The 22390-nt window shown below is 47.7% G+C and carries 20 protein-coding genes; 2 read left to right on the top strand and 18 right to left on the bottom strand.

What is annotated here, in order from left to right:
* Positions 1 to 10 precede the first annotated feature (10 nt).
* A complete protein-coding gene (gene rbsK, locus SFV55_RS12565; protein WP_320029853.1) occupies positions 11 to 907 on the top strand; it encodes a ribokinase in 897 nt (298 codons plus the stop codon).
* Positions 908 to 1090: 183 nt separating this feature from the next.
* Here the strand turns inward: rbsK and SFV55_RS12570 are convergent, their stop codons facing one another.
* The 7 genes from SFV55_RS12570 to SFV55_RS12600 are packed head-to-tail and all read right to left on the bottom strand — an operon-like array spanning position 1091 to position 6426.
* A complete protein-coding gene (locus SFV55_RS12570) occupies positions 1091 to 1543 on the bottom strand; it encodes a hypothetical protein (protein WP_320029854.1) in 453 nt (150 codons plus the stop codon).
* Positions 1544 to 1556: 13 nt separating this feature from the next.
* A complete protein-coding gene (locus SFV55_RS12575) occupies positions 1557 to 2774 on the bottom strand; it encodes a proline dehydrogenase family protein (protein WP_320029855.1) in 1218 nt (405 codons plus the stop codon).
* Between the two features lie 5 nt (positions 2775 to 2779).
* Positions 2780 to 3577, bottom strand: a complete 798-nt coding sequence (locus SFV55_RS12580) for a shikimate dehydrogenase (RefSeq protein ID WP_320029856.1) — start codon at positions 3575 to 3577, stop codon at positions 2780 to 2782.
* A 31-nt stretch (positions 3578 to 3608) separates the two neighbouring features.
* Entirely contained in the window at positions 3609 to 4307 is a 699-nt protein-coding gene (locus SFV55_RS12585; RefSeq protein ID WP_320029857.1) for a DUF1080 domain-containing protein, read from the bottom strand.
* A 52-nt stretch (positions 4308 to 4359) separates the two neighbouring features.
* On the bottom strand, positions 4360 to 5256 hold the full coding sequence (locus SFV55_RS12590) for a DUF4097 family beta strand repeat-containing protein (RefSeq protein ID WP_320029858.1): 897 nt from the start codon (positions 5254 to 5256) through the stop codon (positions 4360 to 4362).
* A 25-nt stretch (positions 5257 to 5281) separates the two neighbouring features.
* Positions 5282 to 5893 carry a hypothetical protein gene (locus SFV55_RS12595; protein ID WP_320029859.1) on the bottom strand — a complete coding sequence of 204 codons (612 nt, stop codon included), beginning with the start codon at positions 5891 to 5893 and terminating at the stop codon, positions 5282 to 5284.
* Positions 5894 to 5895: 2 nt separating this feature from the next.
* Positions 5896 to 6426 (bottom strand): RNA polymerase sigma factor, encoded by a 531-nt coding sequence (locus SFV55_RS12600; protein WP_320029860.1) that lies wholly within the window; start codon positions 6424 to 6426, stop codon positions 5896 to 5898.
* A 298-nt stretch (positions 6427 to 6724) separates the two neighbouring features.
* Here SFV55_RS12600 and SFV55_RS12605 point away from each other — a divergent pair, with 298 nt between their 5' ends.
* Entirely contained in the window at positions 6725 to 8650 is a 1926-nt protein-coding gene (locus tag SFV55_RS12605; RefSeq protein WP_320029861.1) for a carboxypeptidase regulatory-like domain-containing protein, read from the top strand.
* A gap of 121 nt (positions 8651 to 8771) precedes the next feature.
* Here SFV55_RS12605 and SFV55_RS12610 read toward each other — a convergent pair whose 3' ends face one another.
* The 11 genes from SFV55_RS12610 to SFV55_RS12660 all read right to left on the bottom strand — a co-directional run bounded on the left by SFV55_RS12610 (position 8772) and on the right by SFV55_RS12660 (position 22376).
* A complete protein-coding gene (locus SFV55_RS12610) occupies positions 8772 to 10241 on the bottom strand; it encodes an acetyl-CoA carboxylase biotin carboxylase subunit (RefSeq protein WP_320029862.1) in 1470 nt (489 codons plus the stop codon).
* A 356-nt stretch (positions 10242 to 10597) separates the two neighbouring features.
* Complete coding sequence (locus SFV55_RS12615; protein WP_320029863.1) at positions 10598 to 11467, bottom strand: amidohydrolase family protein; 870 nt, start codon at positions 11465 to 11467, stop codon at positions 10598 to 10600.
* A gap of 82 nt (positions 11468 to 11549) precedes the next feature.
* Positions 11550 to 13388: a feruloyl-CoA synthase gene (locus SFV55_RS12620; protein WP_320029864.1), complete on the bottom strand. Its 1839-nt coding sequence runs from the start codon at positions 13386 to 13388 to the stop codon at positions 11550 to 11552.
* The gene (locus tag SFV55_RS12625; RefSeq protein ID WP_320029865.1) at positions 13385 to 14155 is read right to left on the bottom strand and encodes a crotonase/enoyl-CoA hydratase family protein; all 771 of its coding nucleotides are present in this window, start codon (positions 14153 to 14155) and stop codon (positions 13385 to 13387) included. Before SFV55_RS12625 ends, SFV55_RS12620 begins: the two co-directional genes overlap by 4 nt.
* Positions 14156 to 14160: 5 nt before the next feature.
* The gene (locus SFV55_RS12630; protein WP_320029866.1) at positions 14161 to 14928 is read right to left on the bottom strand and encodes a 3-hydroxyacyl-CoA dehydrogenase; all 768 of its coding nucleotides are present in this window, start codon (positions 14926 to 14928) and stop codon (positions 14161 to 14163) included.
* Positions 14929 to 14946: 18 nt separating this feature from the next.
* Positions 14947 to 16263 (bottom strand): MFS transporter, encoded by a 1317-nt coding sequence (locus tag SFV55_RS12635; RefSeq protein ID WP_320029867.1) that lies wholly within the window; start codon positions 16261 to 16263, stop codon positions 14947 to 14949.
* Positions 16264 to 16575: 312 nt separating this feature from the next.
* Positions 16576 to 17604 (bottom strand): alpha/beta hydrolase, encoded by a 1029-nt coding sequence (locus tag SFV55_RS12640; protein WP_320029868.1) that lies wholly within the window; start codon positions 17602 to 17604, stop codon positions 16576 to 16578.
* 134 nt (positions 17605 to 17738) lie between these two features.
* Positions 17739 to 18740, bottom strand: coding sequence for a sugar phosphate isomerase/epimerase (locus SFV55_RS12645; RefSeq protein ID WP_320029869.1), 1002 nt, complete (start codon positions 18738 to 18740; stop codon positions 17739 to 17741).
* A 38-nt stretch (positions 18741 to 18778) separates the two neighbouring features.
* Positions 18779 to 19312 carry a DUF3237 domain-containing protein gene (locus SFV55_RS12650; RefSeq protein WP_320029870.1) on the bottom strand — a complete coding sequence of 178 codons (534 nt, stop codon included), beginning with the start codon at positions 19310 to 19312 and terminating at the stop codon, positions 18779 to 18781.
* A 5-nt stretch (positions 19313 to 19317) separates the two neighbouring features.
* Complete coding sequence (locus SFV55_RS12655; RefSeq protein WP_320029871.1) at positions 19318 to 20556, bottom strand: flavin-dependent oxidoreductase; 1239 nt, start codon at positions 20554 to 20556, stop codon at positions 19318 to 19320.
* 5 nt (positions 20557 to 20561) lie between these two features.
* Complete coding sequence (locus tag SFV55_RS12660; protein ID WP_320029872.1) at positions 20562 to 22376, bottom strand: acyl-CoA dehydrogenase; 1815 nt, start codon at positions 22374 to 22376, stop codon at positions 20562 to 20564.
* Between the last annotated feature and the right edge of the window lie 14 nt (positions 22377 to 22390).

Here is a 22390-nt window from a genome sequence, read left to right on the forward strand (position 1 = left end):
CAAGAATCACATGCCCAGAATACTCGTTATTGGCAGTTCGAACACCGACATGGTGGTCAAAACCAGTCGTTTTCCCCAACCTGGAGAAACCATTATCGGCGGGGAGTTTTTCCTTTTTCCGGGCGGCAAAGGGGCCAATCAGGCAGTAGCTGCTGCACGGATGGGTGGTCAGGTGGACCTTATCGCCAAAGTTGGCCAGGATATTTTTGGCCAGCAAGCCATTGAAGGATTTGCCCACGAAGGCATCAATGTGGCTTATGTGATGAGCGATCCTAAGCTGGCTTCCGGTGTGGCACTCATTACTGTGGATGTTTCTGGTGAGAACGAAATTGTGGTAGCTCCCGGGGCCAATGCCGCACTTATGCCAAGTGATCTAGAGAGGGACGATGCAGCATTTGCAGAAGCTGATTTGGTCTTGATGCAATTGGAAACACCGCTTGAAACGCTGCTGCATGCAGCTCAAAAAGCGCATGCGCTACAAAAGAAATTTGTGCTCAACCCGGCTCCTGCTCAGGATTTACCTGCCGAATTGTATCCCTTGCTCTTTTTAATTACACCCAATGAAACCGAAGCTAGCCTGCTGACTGGGATTGAGTTGGATAACGAAGCTGCATTGCCAAAAATCGCAGAAGCTTTGCTGAAAAAAGGAGTTGCCAATGTCATTATTACCCTGGGTGCCAAAGGAGCTTATTTCCACAATGCCAGCCAACAGTTTAGAATACCTGCACCAAAGGTACAAGCGGTGGATACTACTGCCGCTGGTGATGTATTTAACGGTGCCCTTGCAGTTGCTCTGGCGGAAGGCATGGACTGGCCCCAGGCAATTGACATGGCCTGTCGGGCAGGAGCAATCGCAGTGACGCGGATGGGGGCGCAGGCTTCGGCACCTTTCCGGGAGGAGCTTTGATCATTTCTTTTCACCACCTAAGGGGCGATAAAAAAATAAATGTTCATTTTGCCAGAGGATTAGATAAGTAAACGGTTCAATTTAAGTGTCTTATCTAATCCTCTGGCTCAGGAAAAATGAACATTTATTTTTGCCCCACTACTAAGAAACCGAAGACACTTAAGAAACACCTTAGTTATGGCATTACCACAACTCTAATATTTCAATACTGCGTCCCTGAAAAAGGATTTTGTCGCCAACTTTTTTTCCCAAAAGAACCTGTCCAAGTGGAGCTGAGGCAGACAAAACGTAGACCGCTTTGCCCTCATGTATGATTTTGCCCAAACTTACCGCCAGGTAGTAGTAGCCTTCATTGCTGCGCAATAGAGAACCCACCTGTATGGCCGGATAAGTGCTCAAGGGATTCAATTGTTCCAGTTGCAAACGTAGCTCTTGGGATTGGGCCAATTGTTGTGCGAATTTGTCTTTTTCCAGTTGCATCATGGCCCGCCCGGTTTCGTATTTATCGCCTACACTACTTTTGGTTTCCTGGTTAGCGGAGTTTTGGGCGTCTTCCATAGCCTGCGTGGCGGCAGCAATACTTTGATCGATGCGCGCCAGGCAGGCTTGATGAAGGTTGACTTTGAAGATGGACATTGAGAGAGGGCAATTACATCTTTAATCCCCGGCGTTTGATTTCGTCTGCTACCAAGCGGTACTCCCGGCTCATGTCACCCGTTACTGAGCTGTTTTCCTGAGCCCGGCGGATCAGGTAGGGAACTACCTCACGAACTGAACCATATACCACGTATTTGGCAGCATTAAATCCGGCTGCAGCGAGGTTAAAGGTCAGGTTGTCGCTCATGCCGTACAACTGGCAGAAATACAAATTAGGGTGATTGCGCGGAATACTACGTTCTACGATCAATTGAGCCTGCAAAAGAGCACTTTCGGCATTGTGAGAGGCATTGCAGGATGCAATCCGCTCATACTGTTCAATGCAAAAACGCAAGGCGGTATTGTAGGCCTCGTCGGTGGCTTCTTTGGTGGGATGAATAGGGGAAGCATAGCCCATTTCTTCTGCGCGTTCCCGCTCTTTTTCCATATAGGCTCCTCTGACCAGTTTAACGCCCAGAAAGTAACCTTCCTTCAGCGCCCGTTCGGCCAGGTCGTACAAATATTGCAAACGATCGTGGCGGTACATTTGGCAAGTGGTGTAAACAACGACTCGTTCCCCGTTGTATCGTTTCATCATCATTTCCGCCATATGATCAATGGTTTCCTGAATCCAGGATTCTTCTGCATCAATAAAAACCGCCATACCTTTACTGGAAGCAGAGTGGCAAATGGCGTCCAAACGGCGGAGGATACTTTTGTACTCAGCCTTGGTTTCATCGGTAAAAGCAACTCCAGCCTGGAGGCTCTCCAGTAGTTCAAAACGCGCTAGTCCACTCACTTTGACGCTGATGATGGGCACGGCATCCTGGGTAGCAGAAAATTCGATGCTGCGCAAGTTTTCGTTCATGGTATGGTTCAGTTCGGATTCCTCCTCCTTGGCTTCAGCACCATAGTCTAGGATAGATTTGATATTGGAACGCTTGAGGCGGTCGATGGTTTTTTGGGCTTCGAGCAGGGTAGTGCCACCGCAAAATTGCTCAAAAATGGTGTTTTTGATGGCACCAGTCACAAATGGAAGATGGAGCTTAATGGCCGCCAACCCAATTTTGGAGCCAATTCCCACCAGCCATTGTTTGTTCATCAGGCCAAACAACCAGGCGGTTTTATTCAATTCTTTGTCGGTACGGTCGGCAAAAGCAATTTCGGTGTTGGAAAAATCCAACTGTAAGTCTTTGGTTAGGTTGAGCATATCTTTGATGAAATTTGGCATTTGGTCTAATGATTTGCGGACGGGGCCGCTGGAGTGTTCCATATTTCCCACGCTTTTTCGGCCTGACCGTACAGCATTTCCAGGCCATTTTTGACCGGAAGCCCTTGGGCCAGTCCTCGTTGCATAAATTCAGTTGATTCAGGATTATACACCAAGTCATACAGCAGGTGTCCCTGCTTCAATTGATGGTAGGGCAAATCCGGGCAACTTTCCACTTTTGGGGCCATCCCTAGTGGAGTTGTATTAATGATGAGCGGATAACGCTCAATGTTTGCATGTACTTCTTCATAACTCATCTGGCCATCTAGTGGTTGGCGGGAAGCGATGGAATAAGGTATTTTTAACTTTTGCAGTACAAAAACAACGGCTTTGGCTGCACCACCTGTCCCCAGGATCAATGCATGCCCAGGCGTTGCACAATTTTCCTGCAAAAAAGACAACAGGGAAGATTCAAAACCAAAAACATCCGAGTTGTAACCAATGAGTTGAGTACCTGAAAACTTAATAACGTTTACAGCCCCCACTGCCGCTGCGCTCTCATCCAAAGAATCTAAAAAAGGTATGATTTGTTGTTTGTAGGGGATGGTTACATTCAGCCCATGCAGGTTAGGAAACGCTGCCAACAACTCCGGGAATCGTTCGATGTTTTCGATGGGAAACAACTCATATTGGGAGTCAGGAATGCCCTCCCGGGCAAATTTTTCAGAAAAATACTTGCGGGAAAAAGAATGACTCAAAGGATAACCAATTAAGCCATACAGCTTAGGAATGCTGCGGAGGTTTGGATCAGGTTGCCAGTGCATATTTGTTTGGAATACGCGCCAAAGGTAGTGTTTATTTGGAAATTTTGCGAATTGGTGTCAACATTACCTTGCGGAACTCTACTTCAGCGCCTTCTGCCTGAAGCGCAATTTGCCCTTTGGTGGTAGTAGAATTAAAGCCGTGATTGACCAAATCACCATTTAGCCATACTTTGACTTCTGCATTGAGGCATTCGATGGTCATGCTGTTCCACTCACCCAAGGGTTTTTCGGATCCATCGGTAAGGTTTACGATCCGTCGTTCCTTACCTTCAGTAATGCCCCATTTTTCCTTGGGCCCGCGCCTTTTTTCCATTTCGGGCACACTGATGTCTTCCACAATGCACCAGAAGTCACCGGCATTTTGGTGCATCATTTGAACTTCGATGGATTTGGGAAACATGCTGTACAACGCACGTGGAGTAGATGCGTGGACGAGTGCGCCGCAGTTGCCTGGTTTTCCTGCAAAACGGTATTCTATCTCTAGTCGGTAATTTTGGTGAATGGCATCGGTAATGAGGTGTCCACCCGGAGTGCCCAGGCTGACCAATAAGCCATTGCGCACCAGAAAGGGGCTTTTGAGCTGGGGATTTTTATCCATATCAGGCACATCGGTGTGCCAGCCACTGAGGTCTTTACCGTTGAACAGGCTTTGCGCCTTTGAATGGGAAGAGTTTGCTGATTTGCAACAAAACAAGCCTAAGGCTAAAGCGATGATGATGTAATGTTTCATAGTGGGTTGTGCAAAGGATTGAGTAGGCTATTTTCAGGTGAAAAGTAGCACTTTACTTGCCAATGAACAAATCTCCAAAAGTAATACTGATGGTTACGTTGGGGTAATATTCTTTGTTGGGTTTAAAGGTGATTTTTTTGATACCTGTATCCTTCATGTCCAGGAGTTTGAATTTCAACTCATTGGGGTAGTCTACCCGCCCATTTTGTACGCTGAGGTTGTACGAGAAGGCACCAGGCTGAAGTGTATGGATGAACACGTTTGATTTGTCAGCTTTGAGGTTGAAATCGCGGAGCTGTTCAGTTGCAAAAAAATTGAGGATACCGTATTGGGCATTGATGTCGTAACGGCCGCGCATGTGTTTGAGGGTGATGTCGGAACGGCGAGAAACGATTTTGGTGTTTCCGTCCAGGTTATCCGCAAAAAGATCCCCAAAACTAGTATTGATGTCGATATCTCCAATGATGTTTTCCAGACCAATGCGGCTGAAACGAGTATTCAACTTCAAACTGCTCATCAGGTCTTTGGCATCAATCAACCCGTAGTTGTTTTTGATGTAGAGAGGGCATTCTCCCGGCATCGTGATGACGTAGGTGGCAACCAGTTGGGATTGGGGTTCGGGGCTACCTTCGGGAACTTCGAGGTAATTGCGCAGGTAAATTTTATTTTTCTCCTTGTTGGTAATGTAGCGCATCTTTTCCAAATCCTTCTCCGCTTGTTCCTTTTTGCTGTGTTTGGCGGTGAATACTATTTGGATTTTGATTTCCGGCTTACTCCAGGTTTCAACGCGTACTTCTGCCCGTTCGCCCTCTATGTTCAGGGAGTACCCATCCCTGTAGCTGAACGTTTTGTCAATGCGTTTGGTAACCACCTGCATTGTCCCATTTTGGGCAAATCCCCAATGTAGGATGCTCCAGAAGCAAAAGCAAAGAAAAATACGGAATTTCATGAACTGCATATTTTTTCTCAATGGTTTAGGAGGTTTGAATTTTTTCAACCATGGCTTTTACGACCCGACTGCGGTCTTGCTCCACTTGGCTGAGTTCACGGATCAAATCTGGATCTTCTCCGTAACGGGCCATCACGTCCTTGAGTTCAGCTTTGGCGGCGTTCAGTTCTTTTAGCTCGTTTTCCAGGGCACAATCTTCTTCATTTTGGGCCTGGTACTTGCAAAAATTGGCAAAAAGCATTTGAACCTCTTGTACGTCTGCTTCGGCATCATCCCAGTCCCTTGGAGAATTGGTTGGGGTAACTTTTTCTTCACTGTAGGCGTAACTGACCTGGCCCTGGGTTTGATTCCATTGATAAAGCCCCAATGCAGCGGTGACTACAATGGCCACTCCTGCTGCTACACTCCAGCCCCAGGTGGCCAAACGACGAATTTTGCCACCTTTTGCCAATTCTGCTTCAATGCGCCCCCAAATGGCATCCGGAGCGGTGTATATGGGCAGCTCCGCAATGGCCTGATGAAGGTACCCTTCACGCTCGAGGTGTTGCTCGATGTGGTCCCAGATAAATTCTGGTGCCTGATGTTGGGGCAATTGCCGCAAAGCGTCTTTCAGGTTTTTTTCATTCAATGACTCCATCGTTATTCGGGTTTGCCCAGGGTTTCCCGCAGGCGTTTTTTGGCATAAAACAATTGAGACTTGGAGGTGCCAACAGTGATGCCCAATAAATCGGCAACCTCCTGGTGGCCATAACCTTCAACTTCGATGAGGACAAACACCGTGCGATAACCAGTAGGCAAAGCCAAAATGGCTTTCTCAAGGTATTCCGCATCCAGGCGATGGCTCCAACTTATACTTGTGTCGGGTGGAATTTGATCCAGTGAGGCTGTGTACTGTTCCTTTTTGATCTTACTCAAAGCGGTCCGCACCACAATGGTTTTGATCCAGGCCCCCAGGGTTGACTCTTGCCGGAACCCACTGAGGTGCCGAAACACCTTTATGAAGGCGTCCTGAAGAACATCTTCGGCGAGATCGTAATCACCCGTTACCCGATAGGCTACAGTGTACATCGCATTTTTATAACGCTCGTACAATGTTTTCTGAGCCAGGCGATTCTGCTCCAGGCATCCTTGAATGAGGTCGGCTTCCGTCATACTGATTGTGTAGGGCATCGGCTCGGTTTCCTTTTATTTTGTGGTTAAAGAGTCGATCGATGGAAAGATGGTTGTATCTAGGGGCTAAAAATAGTGAGTTTTTACTCCCCTTGGATACTGATACCTGAATCTAAACGTTCATTTGCCATCTTCCTTCCCAAATTTCCTTTTGCCTCCCAGCAATAAATTTTGTATTAGCTGTTTAAATAACTACCTTTACTGTACAAATTTCAATACACTGCGTTAGGAACCTGCACACAAGTCATGATGGAAAACTTTGAATAAAAGTCTACAGGGTTTACTTAATTTTATCGCTATGCAACGCAAGGTTTTGACAGCATGTTTCAGCGCACTGGCGTTGATGATGACGACGACCACACTATTCGCTCAAGAGCGCTTGAACAATGCCCCCATGAGTGCCCGTTGGGCAACAATCACTACGGAAAAACTACCACGCTTTTCACTGAACAAAACGCTGAAAGAAGATCGCCTCAAGCCAGGCAATCGCTTTGCGGCACCTTTATCCGTTGATTTGGGTTTGGAAAATGCGGGCAGTTGGGAAAACAACCCGGACGGTGCCAGCGTTTGGCGCATGAAGGTACAGTCCAAAGCTGCACTCGGTTTGATGTTGCTTTTTGACGATTTTTTTATCCCGCCTGGTGCAATGCTCCGTGTCTACCATGCTGATGGACAATTGATGCAGACTTACAATGGGCTGGACAATCAGGCCAATGGTAAATTCCTGATCGGCCTGGTGCGGGGTGAGTCGGCACAATTGGAGTACACCGAGCCATCTGAATTCAAAGGCCAGGGGCGTTTACATTTGTTTAGGGTAGATCATGCCTACCATCAAGAAAATCTGAAAGCGGCTGATTTTGATGTTTCAGGGAAATTAAACACTGAATTGGGGTTTGGAGCCTCAGCACCCTGCAACGTAAACGTCAATTGTGATGAAGGAGCTGATTATGCCAGCGAAAAACGGGGCGTTTGCCGTATCGTAGTGATTGTGAAGGAAGGAACGGGGGTCTGCACTGGCAACCTGATGAACAACACCAAACAGGACGGACGCCCCTTATTACTAACGGCTTTCCATTGCCAGGACGGCTATACTCCACTTTATGACCTGTGGCGTTTTGATTTCAATTATGAAAGCAAAACCTGCGATAACCCCAACAAGGAGCCGCAATGGCAAACATTACTGGGTGCTAAATTACTGGCTGGGCATCAAATGAGTGATTTCCTTTTGCTGGAACTTTCGAATAGTATTCCACAATCTTTCAAAGCTTATTTTTTGGGCTGGGATCGCCAAAAGGAAGCACCGGGCTCCGCTGCTTTTATTCATCATCCACAAGGGGACATCAAAAAAATCTCGATTGATAAGGATCCTCTTGTCGTAAACCCAAATTCCATCAAATGGAACAATGATGTAACTACTCCGGCCAATTTCCATTTGCGCATGGACATTGATAAAGGTGCCTTTAAAGTCGGTTCATCCGGTGGTGCTTTACTGAACGAGAAAAAAAGGGTAGTAGGCCAATTACACGGAGGAAAAGACACCTGTGATCAACCCATTGGTTATTTTGGGCGCCTGTTCATTTCCTGGGACGGATCGGATCAGGCCAGCACCCGCTTAAAAGATTGGCTTGATCCCTCAAACCTGGCTCCCGAAACTCTGGATGGCATTGAGAACCCAGTTAAAGGAGGTGGTACCATCAGCGGCTCTGTCAAAACCGAAAGGGGGATTGCCATTGCCAACGCCAGGGTTCAAGTTTTGGGCTCCAGTGGTGTGACGATTACCACCCTGACCGACGACCAGGGAAATTTTTCGATCGACAACATCCCTATGGGCGAGACATATGAAGTGGGTGCAGGCAAGGCGGATTTGTACGACAACGGATTGTCTACTTTGGATATGATCAGGGTACAAAAACACATTTTGAACCTGGAACCCCTGTCTTCTCCGTACCAAATGATTGCTGCTGATGTCAACAATTCAGGGACTATCAGCACACTGGATTTGATTCAAATGCGCAGGGTGATTTTGAGCCTGGATACTAAATTTCCAACACCCACCTGGTTATTTGTTCCAGCAGTTAAAAACTTTGTGGATGCAAAAGACCCCTTCAAAGGTCTTGCTGCCGGTATTTACACCATTCCCGCATTAGCCAATAAAAATACCACTTTTGATATTATTGGCATCAAGTTTGGTGATGTTAATGGAAATGTGGATGGAACCTATTGAGTGAAAAGCGAATGGCGAATAATGGGTGCACTGGAAGTTTTTCAACTGCCTTCCATTTTTTGATGTTTAAAAAATCTGGAAAAATGGTGATGCCCCTAAAATTTCGCTTTTCGCTCTACACTTACCTTTTAGTATACCATTCGACTCCTCCGGGATCAGGTACTGCCAATTGCCGTTTGTGTTGGTACAGCAATTCCAATGCCAGCTTGGCTGCAACCTCCGCCTCCGTTTTCTGTTGGGCCATAATCCCTTCGGATGAATAATGATTTTTTACAAAGCCAGTATCAAATTTACCACTGGTAAAAGCCTCGTGCTGGCAAACAAAACGCCCAAAGGGTAGGGTAGTAGCTACTCCTTCAATCTGATACAAAGCAATAGCTTCCAACATCCGCTGAATAGCAGCATCGCGATTGATTCCCCAAACCACCAGTTTGGCCAGCAAGGGATCGTAATAAATGGGTACCTCCAATCCTTCTTCAATGCCGTCATCCACCCTGATGTGTTCACCCACAGGGCGGCGGTAACGATGCAAGGTTCCAACACTGGGTAAAAAATTATTGAGGGGATCTTCGGCGCAAACCCGCAATTCGATGGCGTGACCATGAATGCTCAGGTCTTCCTGCGTAAAGGAGAGTTTCTCCCCCCTGGCGATCCGAATTTGTTGCTCAACCAAGTCTAAGCCGGTGATGTATTCAGTCACCGGATGTTCTACCTGTAAACGGGTATTCATTTCAAGGAAATAAAAATTCAAACCAGCGTCGACCAAAAACTCAACAGTCCCCGCACCCAGGTATTGGCAGGAACGGGCCACATTTACGGCTGCTTCCCCCATGGCTTTACGGATTTCAGGGGTCAATACCGCCGAAGGGGCCTCTTCTACTACTTTTTGATGCCGTCGTTGCACACTACATTCGCGTTCGAAAAGGTACACTACATTTCCGTGGGCATCGGCCAGCACCTGGATTTCGATATGCCGGGGTTCAGTGACGTATTTTTCAATGAATACCGAACCATCGCCAAATGCGGAAGTCGCTTCACTGATGGCCCGGGTCATTTGTTCTGCCAGTTCGGCTTCGTTTTCTACCACGCGCATTCCTTTGCCTCCCCCCCCCGCCGAAGCTTTGATCAGGATTGGGTAACCTACCGTTTGGGCAATGGCCTTAGCTTCATCTACGTCGCTTATTGAGTGGTCCACCCCTGGTACCATGGGGATATTGTATGCTTTTACGGTTTCTTTTGCCGCCAGCTTACTACCCATTACATCAATGGCATGAGGAGTGGGGCCGATAAAGGTCAGGCCAGCATCAGTTACTGCTTGGGCAAAACTTGCATTTTCACTCAAAAAGCCATAGCCAGGGTGAATACCATCAACGTTTAGCTTTTTAGCAATTTCAATTATTTTATCCCCTTTGAGGTAGGATTGATTAGAGGGGGCAGGGCCTAAAAGCACAGCTTCATCTGCAAAACGAACGTGGGGGGCATTGCGATCAGCTTCAGAATATACGGCTACAGTTTGGATGCCCATCTTTTTGGCACTACGCATCACCCGTAGCGCGATTTCGCCACGGTTGGCGATGAGTATTTTTTTCATGGTTGGTGCTTCGTTTGATCGGGTGTAAACTAAGTAAATTCTCTTTTTTTGCCAAATGACACTTGTCATAAGTAGCGATGAGAGAAGTTCTTAAGATTTTTTGAAAAAAAATAAATGAGAAAAAAGTGATAAAAATTTGATTTTCAATTGATTTTAACCTTCTATTGGCAAAAGCAATACTTTCAAAGTGTAAATAATACACAAACTTTTGATTTTCCTATTGACATTCTAAATTCCTTATCCTATTTTTGTGCTACAGTATTTTACAGTGTTCTATTGGGGGCTGTCCATTTGAGGGCAGCTTTTTCTTTTTGTGGCATTTTCATTTGCATCAATTTGCTGTATTCCTCCACTACTCAAATTAACTTCAACATCTTCACTGCATTGTCTTTTAAAATAAGGGGTTTTACTTCTTCCTTAAATCCAGCGACTTCAAAATCTTTCAACCAACGCTCTGGGGTAATCAGTGGAAAATCGGTACCAAACAACATTTTGTTTTTGAGTTGGGTATTTGCATATTGGATCAACTGTGGGGGAAAGTATTTTGGTGACCAACCTGACAGGTCAATGTACACATTTGGCTTGTGCAGGCACACGGATAAAGCCTCATCTTGCCAGGGCCAGGAAGGATGGGCAATGATAATAGGGGCATCTGGGAAATCAATGGCTACATCATCGAGATGGATGGGATTGGAGTACTCCAGGCGCAGCTTTCCACCTGCTCTTACTCCTGTGCCAAATCCTGAGTGCCCACTGTGGAACAACATCGGTAACCCCGCTCCGGCAATTTCTTCATAAAGATGATAGGCCATGCGGTCGTTGGGATGAAAACCCTGGACAGTAGGATGGAATTTGAATCCCTTTACCCCAAATTCTTCAATCAAACGCCGGGCTTCACGGGCACCCATGCGCCCCTTGTGGGGGTCGATGCTGGCGAATGGAATCAGCACATCTGCATTCTCTTTGGCAGCTTCCGCGATTTCTTCATTAGGGATGCGTCGACGTCCCAATTCATATTCAGCATCAATGGTAAACATCACGAAAGCCATATTGATGGAGCGGTAGTAGTTCGCCGTTTCCTGAATCGTTGGCCGATGACTGGATTTGAAATACTTGGCAAATGCCTCGTCAAATTCCGGGCGGTAGTCGTCGTGGGGCTGACGACAGGATACTTCGGCATGGGTATGTACGTCGATGGCGATGATTTCGGATAGATTGATGGACATGTGTTTGTTTTTTACCACCTAAGAAACTTAAGGCACTCAAGGAATCACCTCAGGAGTAGGCGCAAACTGTGTAAAGTTTTTGTCAATGCAAATCTGCATAAATTTGCTCAACCAAGTCCGGGTGGTTGGCCAAAACCTGGCGTTGATTGATCGAGCCTTTATCCGTAATTTCTCCCTTGTCCATCGACAATTGGAAATCGGCAAAAACAGCCCTTTTGATCAACGTCGAACTGCCCGTACTCTGTTTCGCAAAACGCTCCAACAAATCATCCAATGCCGCTAAAACCACTGGATTGCTGACGATTTGCTCTAAACTTGTACCCACCTTCAAACCCGCTAAACGTCGACAATAATTCAACTCTGGAAATACAATTGCGCCCACAAAAGGCCGATCATGCCCGGTAATGACTACATCTTGAATCAAACCTTGAGCCTCGGTAATGAATTTGGCGCGAAGTACCCCCACGCTCACCCAGGTGCCTGTATCCAGTTTAAAGTCTTCCGAAATCCGGCCATCAAAGATGAATCCAGCATTGGGATTGTTTTTATCCACAAACTTCAAAGCGTCGCCAGTACAATAAAAACCTTCTTCATCAAAAGCTTTGGCCGTAGCCTCGGGATTGCGCCAATAGCCGGGCGTAAGATTGGGGCCACGGAAACGCACCTCGGTTTTCCCTTTCAGGTTACCGAGCGTAGTCGAGGTGGGGACCAACTTCATTTCCAAACCAGGAACTGGTGTCCCCAACATTCCCGAAAAACTTCCGTAATGAATGTTGAACATACAGGAAGGGCTGGCTTCGGTCATCCCCAGGCCAGTAGAGATCAACAAACGTTTTCCAGTTGTGTCGTAAGCCAACTGCTCCAGCGCGTCCCAAACGTGCTGGGGCATCCCTGCCCCAGCGTAAAACAGCAATTGTAAACGGCTGAAAAAGAAACGACAAAGTTCTGAATCAGCCTTTAAGTAATGCACCAGCTCTTCAAAGCCTTTTGGTACATTGAAATATACGGTAGGTGCTATTTCTCGTAGGTTTTGGAGGGTGAGTTGCAGCCCGGCAGGTGTGGGGTTTCCGGCATCAATGTACAAGGTGCCCCCATTGTACAGGGTTAAACCAAAATTGTGATTGCCCCCAAAAGTATGGTTCCAGGGCAGCCAGTCGATCAGGATCAGCCCGCCATTTTTGAAAAAAGGAAAAGTTTGGGTGATTTGCCGCCAATTGCTGCTGATGTTGCCGTGGGTGTTGATGACGCCCTTGGGTACCGAAGTGGAGCCTGAAGTAAACAAAATTTTGGCGATGGTTTCGGGTTTGATTTGATCGTAAGCATCCTCAATCGAAGGGCTGACCGGAGTGCGCGAAATCTCAGAAAAAAGGAGATTTCCCGGCTCTGGGTCATTAACCGCTACAACTTTTACAAGGGGGCAAACAGCCGCAATGGCCGAAGCAAAGGCACGTCCATTTTGTCCAAAAATCAAACCAGGCGTCAAGGTTTCAATCACATGCCTGAACTTGGCATAATCCGTAGAGCGCAAAGCGTAGGCCGCAGTAACGACGGAATAGGGCATTCCGATGTGCAAGGCAGCCAGGGCCATCAAGCCGTGTTCAATGCTGTTTTCGGATAAAATAGCCAATGGCCGTTCAAGTGAAACATCGGTTTGTTGTAAAAAAGAAGCCAGCCTGCATACCTGATTGTAGGTGTCTCGATAGTTCAGCTGATCCCATTCCCCCTGGTGGTTTCTTTGGGCAATAAAGGTGCGTTCGGGCGAATGTTCTGCCCAGTATTTTAGGCGTTCAGTGAGGCGATACGGCCCTGCTTCCAGTTCAACGCGTGAACGAAGGCGGATGCTACCATCTGCAGCCTCTTCACGTTGGATGTCCACCTTAACCAGTGGAATCTCCAAAAAAGGTGTTGCTTTCAGGTTCATTCGCCTACTTTTTTAGCCCGGCCTTCCAAGAAGTCAGTCAGCCGCTGTTTGGCTTCCGGGGAGTCCTGAGCGATAGAAGCCATTAAGGCCTCCATCATCAAACCATTGTCGTGACCAGCTTCAACGATGCGGGGCAAAACCTGGACCAGCGCAAAATTGGTCATGCCCACATTGCTGCATATTTTCTGAGCCAAATCCATTGCATAGTCTAAGCTCGTTCCTTCCTCAACGAAGTACTGCGACAATCCAATCCGGAAGCCATCCTCGGCCTGATAAACCCGCCCGGTCAGCATCATGTCCATCATTCGAGCCATGCCAATCAATTTGGGCACCCGCACAGCAGCACCTCCTCCTACAAAAATCCCTCTTTGGCCTTCTGGCAAGGCATAAATGGTAGAGGCATCAGCCACCCTGATATGACAGGCGCTGGCCAATTCCAGCCCACCACCCACACAAGCTCCGTGGATTGCGGCAATCACCGGGACTGGTCCAAATTGCACCTTGTCCATCACCCGATGCCACATGCGGGAATGGTAAACGCCTTGGGCCGCATTGCGTTCTTTGATGGAGGATAAGTCCAGGCCAGCACTAAAATGTTTGCCTTCCCCATAAATGATGGCGCATTTGATGTCGGGGGGCATTTGGTCAAAAACTTGTTCGAGCGCTAAGATGGCTTCGTCGTTCAGCGCATTGCGTTTTTCAGGCCGGTTGAGGCCAATAATCAGGATCTGGCCCTGGAGCTCAATTTTTAAAGTATCGCTGTACATTCGATTTATTTTGCAGCCATTCGAATGGCTCCGTCCAGACGGATAACGGTGCCATTCAGCATTTGGTTTTCAATGATGTGTTGTACGAGTGCGGCAAATTCCGAAGCTTGCCCTAGCCGGGAAGGAAAAGGTACTTGTTGGCCCAAGGAAACCCGGGCTTCTTCCGGTAAATTGGCCAAAAGAGGGGTTTCAAAAATCCCCGGGGCGATGGTCATTACCCGAATGCCCACTCGGGCGAATTCACGAGCCAGGGGCAGGGTCATGGCTACGATCCCTCCCTTGGATGCAGCATAGGCAGCTTGCCCGATTTGTCCTTCAAAAGCAGCCACCGAGGCGGTATTGATGATGACTCCTCGTTCGCCACTTGTTCCGGGAGGGTTGCTCTGCATGTGTTCAACCAAGAGCCGAATCACATTAAAAGCCCCCAGCAAATTGATCTGGATGACTCTAGAAAAAGAAGCCAAAGAATGTATCCCATTGCGGCCCAAAACCCGTTCAGCAGGGCCAATGCCAGCACAATTGACCACTCCATCGAAGCGACCAAAGTATTCCAAGCCTTCTGCTAAAGCATTTTTTACACTGGCTTCATCGCTGACATCGGTGGCTACAAATTTTGCTTTAGGGCCTAGCTGTTTTTCGGCCTGGGTGCCCGCTTCCGCGTTAATGTCTGCCAATAAGACCTGCCCGCCTTGTTCGATGACCATTTCGGCAGTGGCCAAGCCGAGGCCGGATGCTGCGCCCGTGATGAAAAAAGTATGGTTTGATATGGTCATGTTGTCGTAATTTATGGTCTATGCTGCTGCTCTTGCGGCTAAAATCCGCTGATAAGGTTTTAAGCCCAGCCAAAAACAGAGGATTGTAGCTATCCCGCCAATCAGATAGAGTGCGACCAGGGAATACCGAATCATACTTTCATCCCCAAAAACGGAGTCGGTAAAAAAGGCCACCACGTATGGGCCGCCACCCATGCCCACCATGTTGATGAAAAACAGGAAGATGGAGGATGCCAGCGCCCTGACCCGATTGGGCATCAATTCCTGCACTGCCGCTGCCGCTGCGCCCAAAGGGAATGCCATAAAAAAAGCTGGAATGGCCAGACTCAGTAAAATCAAGTCGGGATTACCCAGCAAAAAATTACCCGCTGAAACCAGGATGCCTACCCCGGAAATGATCCCTACATACACGCGTCCAGCTTTGGCGCCGTTACGAACATATCGGTCTGCCAACCAACCGCCTACCAATACGCCCAAGCCAGAAAAAATGGTCACAATCAAACCAAATTTCAAACCAATTACGGGCATCGCCCAGTCAAAAGTGCGGTTAAAATAGGTTGGCACCCAGGCGGAAGTGCCGTAGTTGGCAAAAGCGGTAAAAGAAGTACCCAATACAATGGCGGAGTAGGCACTGCGGTTTTGCCAAATGATTTTTAGTGCTTCACTTAGACTTGGTTTGGCTATTTTTTGCTGTTCCAGGCTTTCTTTGCGGTCCGGTTCTTTGATGCTCAGCACCAACAGGGCGATCAATAATCCAGGCAGGCCAATATAAAAAAACATCAACTGCCAGGGGTAAATGGACCCAAAAATTGGAATGTGCACCATACCTTCCGTAGGCAAGGCACTGATCAACCCCGCACCAACCAATATCGCCAAACCCATGCCCAAAAACACGCCCATAGAATAGGTGCTCAAGGCCCGAGACAACTTATTGGGTGGAAAATAATCTGAAATGAGTGAATAAGCAGAGGGAGATAAAGTCGCCTCGCCTACACCCACGCCCATGCGTGCAAAGAAGAACTGGGTATAGTTTTTGATGCCACCACAAAGCGCTGTCATCAAACTCCACATCGCCACCCCGGCAATGATGATGTTTCGGCGATTGAATTTATCGGCAAAATGCCCGATAAAGATGCCAAAAAGGGTATAAAATAAGGCAAAGCTAAACCCCATGAGCAAACTCATTTCGGTATCGGATAAATGCAAATCCCGTTTGATCGGCCCAACCAGCAGTGCTAAAATCTGGCGGTCGATAAAGGAGGAAACATTGGCCAGCATGAGTACGATAACAACGTACCAGGCATAGCGGAGCTTTGCAGGTTGAGGGTCAGACATGGTGTAGGCGATTGGTGATGTAGCTTATTGACAAATATAAGGAAACCTGATTCTCGCACCTAGCTTTAGGCCGCTTTTTTATGTAGAGTGGCTAAAATTTTCACAAGGGAAAAACCGACAAGGTGTTAAACCAAAGTTAAACCTGGGAAAAAAATTGCAGGACACTGGATTGTTCCAGGAAATAATTGTAGGTTTGACAATTATAAAATAAATGTACATTTTACAATTGTACATTTCCCAAATGGAATTTAAGATTGGTTTTATACATTATTAGTGTTTAATGTGGAGCCGGTAAAGTGCCGGCTCCTTTTTTTACTCAAAACTGAGGTAATCGTTGAAGAAGGGCAATAGGTCATTGAGTACCCGCCCATCTTTGCTCCAGATTTTATTGCCGTGATCGCCAATGTACTCTTCTGCGTAGTGGGTGATGCCCAGGTTTTCCAGTCGTTGGCTCAGCATTCCGATTTGAATGGGGAAGCGTGGGGCGTCGTTGCGCCCCCAGTCCATTTTGATGGCCGTCAATTTACGCAGGTTGTCGGCGTATTTGTCAACCATATAAACGGGCATGTTTTGCTCCCATTTTTCCAATACTGCCTGATTGACTACCATTTTGTCCCCTTCATAGGTAAAAGGGAAATCACAATAAAATGGTGCTTTGGCAGGATTGGGTGACCAGGCTCGGGCTACGGCCACCAAAACTTTTGGATAATAAGTTCTTTTCAAATCTTCCTGGGTTTTGATGTTCTGCAACTCTCGAAAAGAGCTGCTATTTGGTCCAAACTCCTTGACAAAAGCCAATAAACCCGGGCTGAGCGCATAAACACTGCTGAATACTTCGGGGTGCAACATCCCAATTTTAAAGGCTCCATAACCGCCCATGGAATGCCCGCCAATACCCCTGCTTTCGCGTTTGGCAAGAGTGCGGAAATTTTCATCCATGTGGCTCACCAGCTCCTGGGCGGTAAAATCCACCCAATTACCAGTCAGTCTGGAATTGCTGTAAAAGCTACCTTCGTATAGGGTGTACTGGCTGGCAATGACCAGGATAAATGGCCGGATTTTTCGGGCGCTGATGCCCTGATCCAAAATCATTTTCATGTTGGGGCTGATGCTGTCAGTGCCCATAAAACCATGCAAATAATAGATGACCGGATACCGCTGGTTGTTTTGCTCGTACTGAGGAGGAAGGTACACGGAGATGCGGCGATTGGGGTTTTCGCCGCCAGGGTTTTGCAGGGCTTTGGATTGGATGATTTGGGTGACGATTTTGCCGCTGTTGTTTTGGGAAAAAGAGGGGTAGGCAAGACAAAAAATGTAGAGGATGGCCAGGATTATTCTCATCTCAAGAGGTTTATCAAATTAGGTAGTCTGATTGATAATCAATGCTACATCATAAAAGCGACATTTCTTTGTCACAAAGAAATGTCGCTTTTATGATGTTTTAAGAAATTTGGGATGATTCAAGTTCCCCCAACTTACTCCATCAACAACTTTTTCGCGTACTCTACACATTTCGCCACTTCCTTCACGGCATTGGAACCCTCAGGAACAGTGTATTCCAACTCTACAGATGCCGGGAATTTGTATTTTTTATCACGCATCATCGTCAGTATTTCCTTCAGCGGTGTGTCTCCTTTACCCCATTGCAGGTTGCCCGCACCATTGGCTGGCGTTTGGCGGTCTTTGACGTGAATACTGGTAATGCGGTCGTGTTTGGCCTCGATGAAAGCCAGGAGCGATTCTTTGGTGTTTTTTCCACCAGCGGCGATGTAATGGCCTACGTCCAGATTGATGCTATTGTAAGGAGATTGGCTTAAGGCTTCATTCCACAACACATCGGTAGCCTGGGTGTGGTTGTGGTAGCCAACGTAAATTTTGTGCTTGGCGCCCAGGTCTCCCAAGCGTTGAGATTGTTTGGGGTCTGTAGGCAATTCCAAGGTTACAGATTTTGCCCCAAGTGCCTTGGCGGCCCGCATGCCGTATTCTACTTCCGCGTCGCTGTTGTTTGGCCCAAAAGCATTAGGTTTGAAGGCATAAATGCTAATCCCTGCTTTTTTGAATTTATTGCGAATTTCCACAAATTTATCCATTGAAACCGTAGCTCGCCATTCGGCTACTTTTTTATTGTATTCGGCAATTTGGGCCCTTTGCTCATCGGTCATTTGGGGACGTTGGCCGCCTGCGGGGGGAGGGCCCATACGCACAGGGGAAGCAGGTTTGCCTGCATAAGTTTCGGCAGGGTCGCCCATCAATTCGATGGCACTTACGTTGGCTTCTGTCAAAAACTGGATCAATTGGTCCACATCGTGGGGCATACTCCTAAAGGAATAAGTAATCGTTCCCACTTGTACGCCAGCAAATTTGGACTTGGGTTTCGAGGCCAGCGCATCCCAGTAATTGCTGCTCATTATTCCCGCACCAAGCAGTAGCGCAATGCTTAAAAAACTGCGTCTCATGATGTAGTTCATTTGTTTCATAATGAATTTTTTATGTTGAAGAAACCTTAATGATTGGTTTAAAGCACCCGGAAAAAGCGGATGATCACACTATTGGCATTCCGCATACCCGTAGCCACAAAAACGGACTTGGCCAACCAGGAATATTTTTCGCCAGTCACCTCAAAAATTGCATAAGTACGCATGTAGTATTCGGAAGGGTCAACTTTTTCGCCCTTTCCTAAACGCGCCAAGACCTCTGGTTTTCCAGTGCGAATCCCCTTGTTGTTGATGTAAATCAGCGCCCCATCGTCGGTTTTTAGCGTGTAACGCGCTTCTAGATCTGCAGTGCCGTCGGCCCGAACGGTTTGCCAATCAGCACCACCTGGGAGGATGCTGCCCTTGATGTTGGGACCAGCAAAAGTGCCGCCCGTGATGGGAATGATGCGCCGTTTGCCGTAAGCAGTTATACCTAATTCCTGGGGTGGATCTAGCGTAATGGTTGCTTCAAAAGCAAATTCCAATTGAGGATCGGCAAGGTTTTGCTGGGCCATACTGCGTTGGGTAAAAAAGATGAATGTGAAAAGGATAAAAACAGGAATACTTATTCTCATGTCGGTCACATTTTGGCGTTCAAAGATTTGATGTCAAAACCCGCAATTTGTTTGTAATGCTCCATTATTCCGGCCAGTTCTTCATGGGGAATTTGTTCAGGAGTAAAGCCCTGCGGGAAACGCTCTTCCATCAAATCCATGATGAAATCCGGGCCTTTTTGGCGGTTTTGTAATACCACTTTGGCAGTGGCAGGTACCCGTTCAGCATCGTAACGCTCCAGGGCACTTTGCCAGCCAGGTTCTTCAATCAAAGCTGCGGTGAGTGCATCCGCATCCAGAATGGCCTGCGAAGCACCGTTGGAACCAATCGGGTACATGGGATGCGCGGCGTCACCCAAAAGGGTCACCCGCCCAAAGGTCCAGCGCGGCAGGGGATCGCGGTCGGACATCGGGAATTCGTAAATGCTTTCCGCCCCGGCAAGCATAGCAGGCACGTCCAGCCAATCAAATTTCCAGTTTTCGTAAACGCGCAACAACCTTTCTTGGTCGGCTTGCCGATTCCAGTCGCGTACCTTGAGCTGGTAATCCGCTCCTTCGCGTAGGTTGCCTACCCAATTGACCAGTTGTAAACCTTCACTGTTGAGTTGTGATTGGATGGGATAAACCACCATTTTTTGCCCCATGTGCCCTATCATGACCATAGAGGCACCATTCAGAAATGGTTTCATCAGGGTAGTACCACGGTACAGAACATTGCCAGAGTATTTTACTTCACCTTCCCTTGGGTACAAAAGCTGGCGCAGCACGGAGTTGATGCCATCGGCACCAATCAGCAGATCTCCAGTAATCTGAGCTTGTAGTTCACCTGTGTCCCGATTGATAAAAGTAGCGGTGACCCCATCGGGTGTTGCATCAAAAGCCGACAAATGGTGTTGGGTTTTGATGCAACCTGTGCCTAATCTCCTTTCTACTTCCTCCAAAAGCAACATTTGTAAGGTACCGCGATGGACAGAAAACTGTGGCCATTTGTAGCCAGCAAACCGACCCCGGGGTTCTTCCCAAAAGATTTGTCCATGTTTGTTGGCGTATACCAAATCGCTGGTTTCCACGGCAGATTCAGCAATTTTGTCATCCAAGCCCAGATTGGTCAATATCCGCACCGAGTGGGGGAGGAGGTTGATGCCCACACCGAGGGGTCTGACACTTTTGACCGATTCAAATACTTCAACTTCGAAACCTGCTTCGTGGAGGCAAAGGGCTGCGGTCAGGCCGCCAATACCCGCTCCGGCGATGATGATTTTCATAGGAATCAGATTAGAAACTCGCTTTCTTCATCAAATAGGGTCAGGTGGATATCCTCTTGCAAACGGCTGAACAATCCTTGCAGACGAGGCAATTCATAGTGGAAATAAAAGCGCAGGGTTTCAATTTTGGACTGGTAAAAAGTCCGCTCTTCACCCTGGATTCCTTCTTTTTTAAGGGCTTCTACCGCTGCTATTCCCTGAAGCAGCCATTGCCAGGCCACATTCAAAATGCCAAATGATTCCATGTACAAATTGGCATCAGCCAACAACACTTCCATATCGCCTTCGGTAGCCAGTTTGAATTGATGGGCCGTGACTTTTTGGAACTGGCGCAGGGAAGTCATCAATGCATCCCAGTAAGGACTCAAGGTGGAATCGTGCTCGGCAGGGTGGATGGTTTTTCCTACTTCATTGTACCAAAGAACCAAAGTTTTTCCCTGATTGCCGATTACCTGTCGCCCCAAGAGTGCCTGAGACTGGATGCCCGTTGTCCCTTCATACAGGCTCATGATGCGCACATCGCGAGCCAATTGCTCCAATGGGAAATCCTCGGTATAGCCGTAACCGCCCAAGACCTGTAAACCTTGGTTGACCGCCACAAAGCCCATTTCTGCGCCATATGTTTTGGCTACAGGAGTGAGCAATTCCAGCAGTTGGTTGTAGTGCTTTTTGTGTTCGGGCTCCTCAGCGTGTACTTTTTCCAAATCCAGATAGAGGTAACATTGGAGGACCAGACAAAGGCCACCTTCCATGATGGCTTTTTGCAAAAACAACATCCGCCGGACATCCGGGTGCTGAATGATGGATACGGGTTCGACCACGGCTTCTTTTTTGTTCAAACGCCGCCCCTGAGGACGTTCCTGGGCGTATTGAAGAGAGGCATAATAGGCGGCCGAAGCGATGTGGATGCCGCCCATTCCTACCCCAAGCCGGGCCCCATTCATCATCAAAAACATGTGGGGCAAACCCCGGTTCATTTCGCCCAAAAGGTACCCTACACAATCTCCTTTCGCCCCGAATTCCAGGTGCATGGCAGGGGTGGCTTTCTGCCCCATCTTGTGGTAAATTCCGATGGATGTGACATCGTTATCCTCAAGAATTCCAGCATCAGCCAGGCGTTTTTTGGGCACAACAAACAGTGAAATTCCTTTGGTGCCCTTAGGCGCACCGTCAACCCGGGCCAATACCAGGTGTACAATATTATCGGTCACATCCTGATCACCAGCGGAAATGAAGATTTTTTGCCCTTTGATCAAATAAGTCCCATTGGGCTGCGGACTGGCAGCCGTGGCTACATCCGAGAGTGAACTACCCGCCTGTGGCTCGGTCAGGCACATGGTGCCCATCCATTCACCGGACAACATTTTGGGCAAAAACAGGGCTTTTTGTGCTTCATTGCCAAAGGTGTAAATCAGGTTTGCTGCTCCTTTGCATAAGTCACTGTACATCACCAAACTATTGTGGGCGCTGCCCATGATGAATTCGGCGGCGGCGGCAATGGTTTTAGGCAATTGCATCCCTCCCCAGGTTTCGGAGAAGGGCGCGGCCATCAGGCCCGCTTCGCTAAAGGCCTTGATGAAGCTGTGCACAGAGGCATGAACCTTGACCTGCCCATCGATCAATTCTGGCTGTTGTCGGTCAGATTCCTGGTAGGCGGGCTGCATGATTTGTTTGGCGAGGTCGCTGGCGATGTCCAGCGTAAATCCGTATGTTTCCCGGTCGTGAGCCTTGAAATAATCGAATTGTTGGAGTTTTTCCACCTGTAAGGTTTCAAACAGGATGAAATCCAGATTGCGGCGCGAGAAGGTTTTTTCGGCCATGCTTTTTTAGCGAT

The sequence above is a fragment of the Haliscomenobacter sp. genome (assembly GCF_033763495.1).
GTDB lineage: Bacteria > Bacteroidota > Bacteroidia > Chitinophagales > Saprospiraceae > Haliscomenobacter.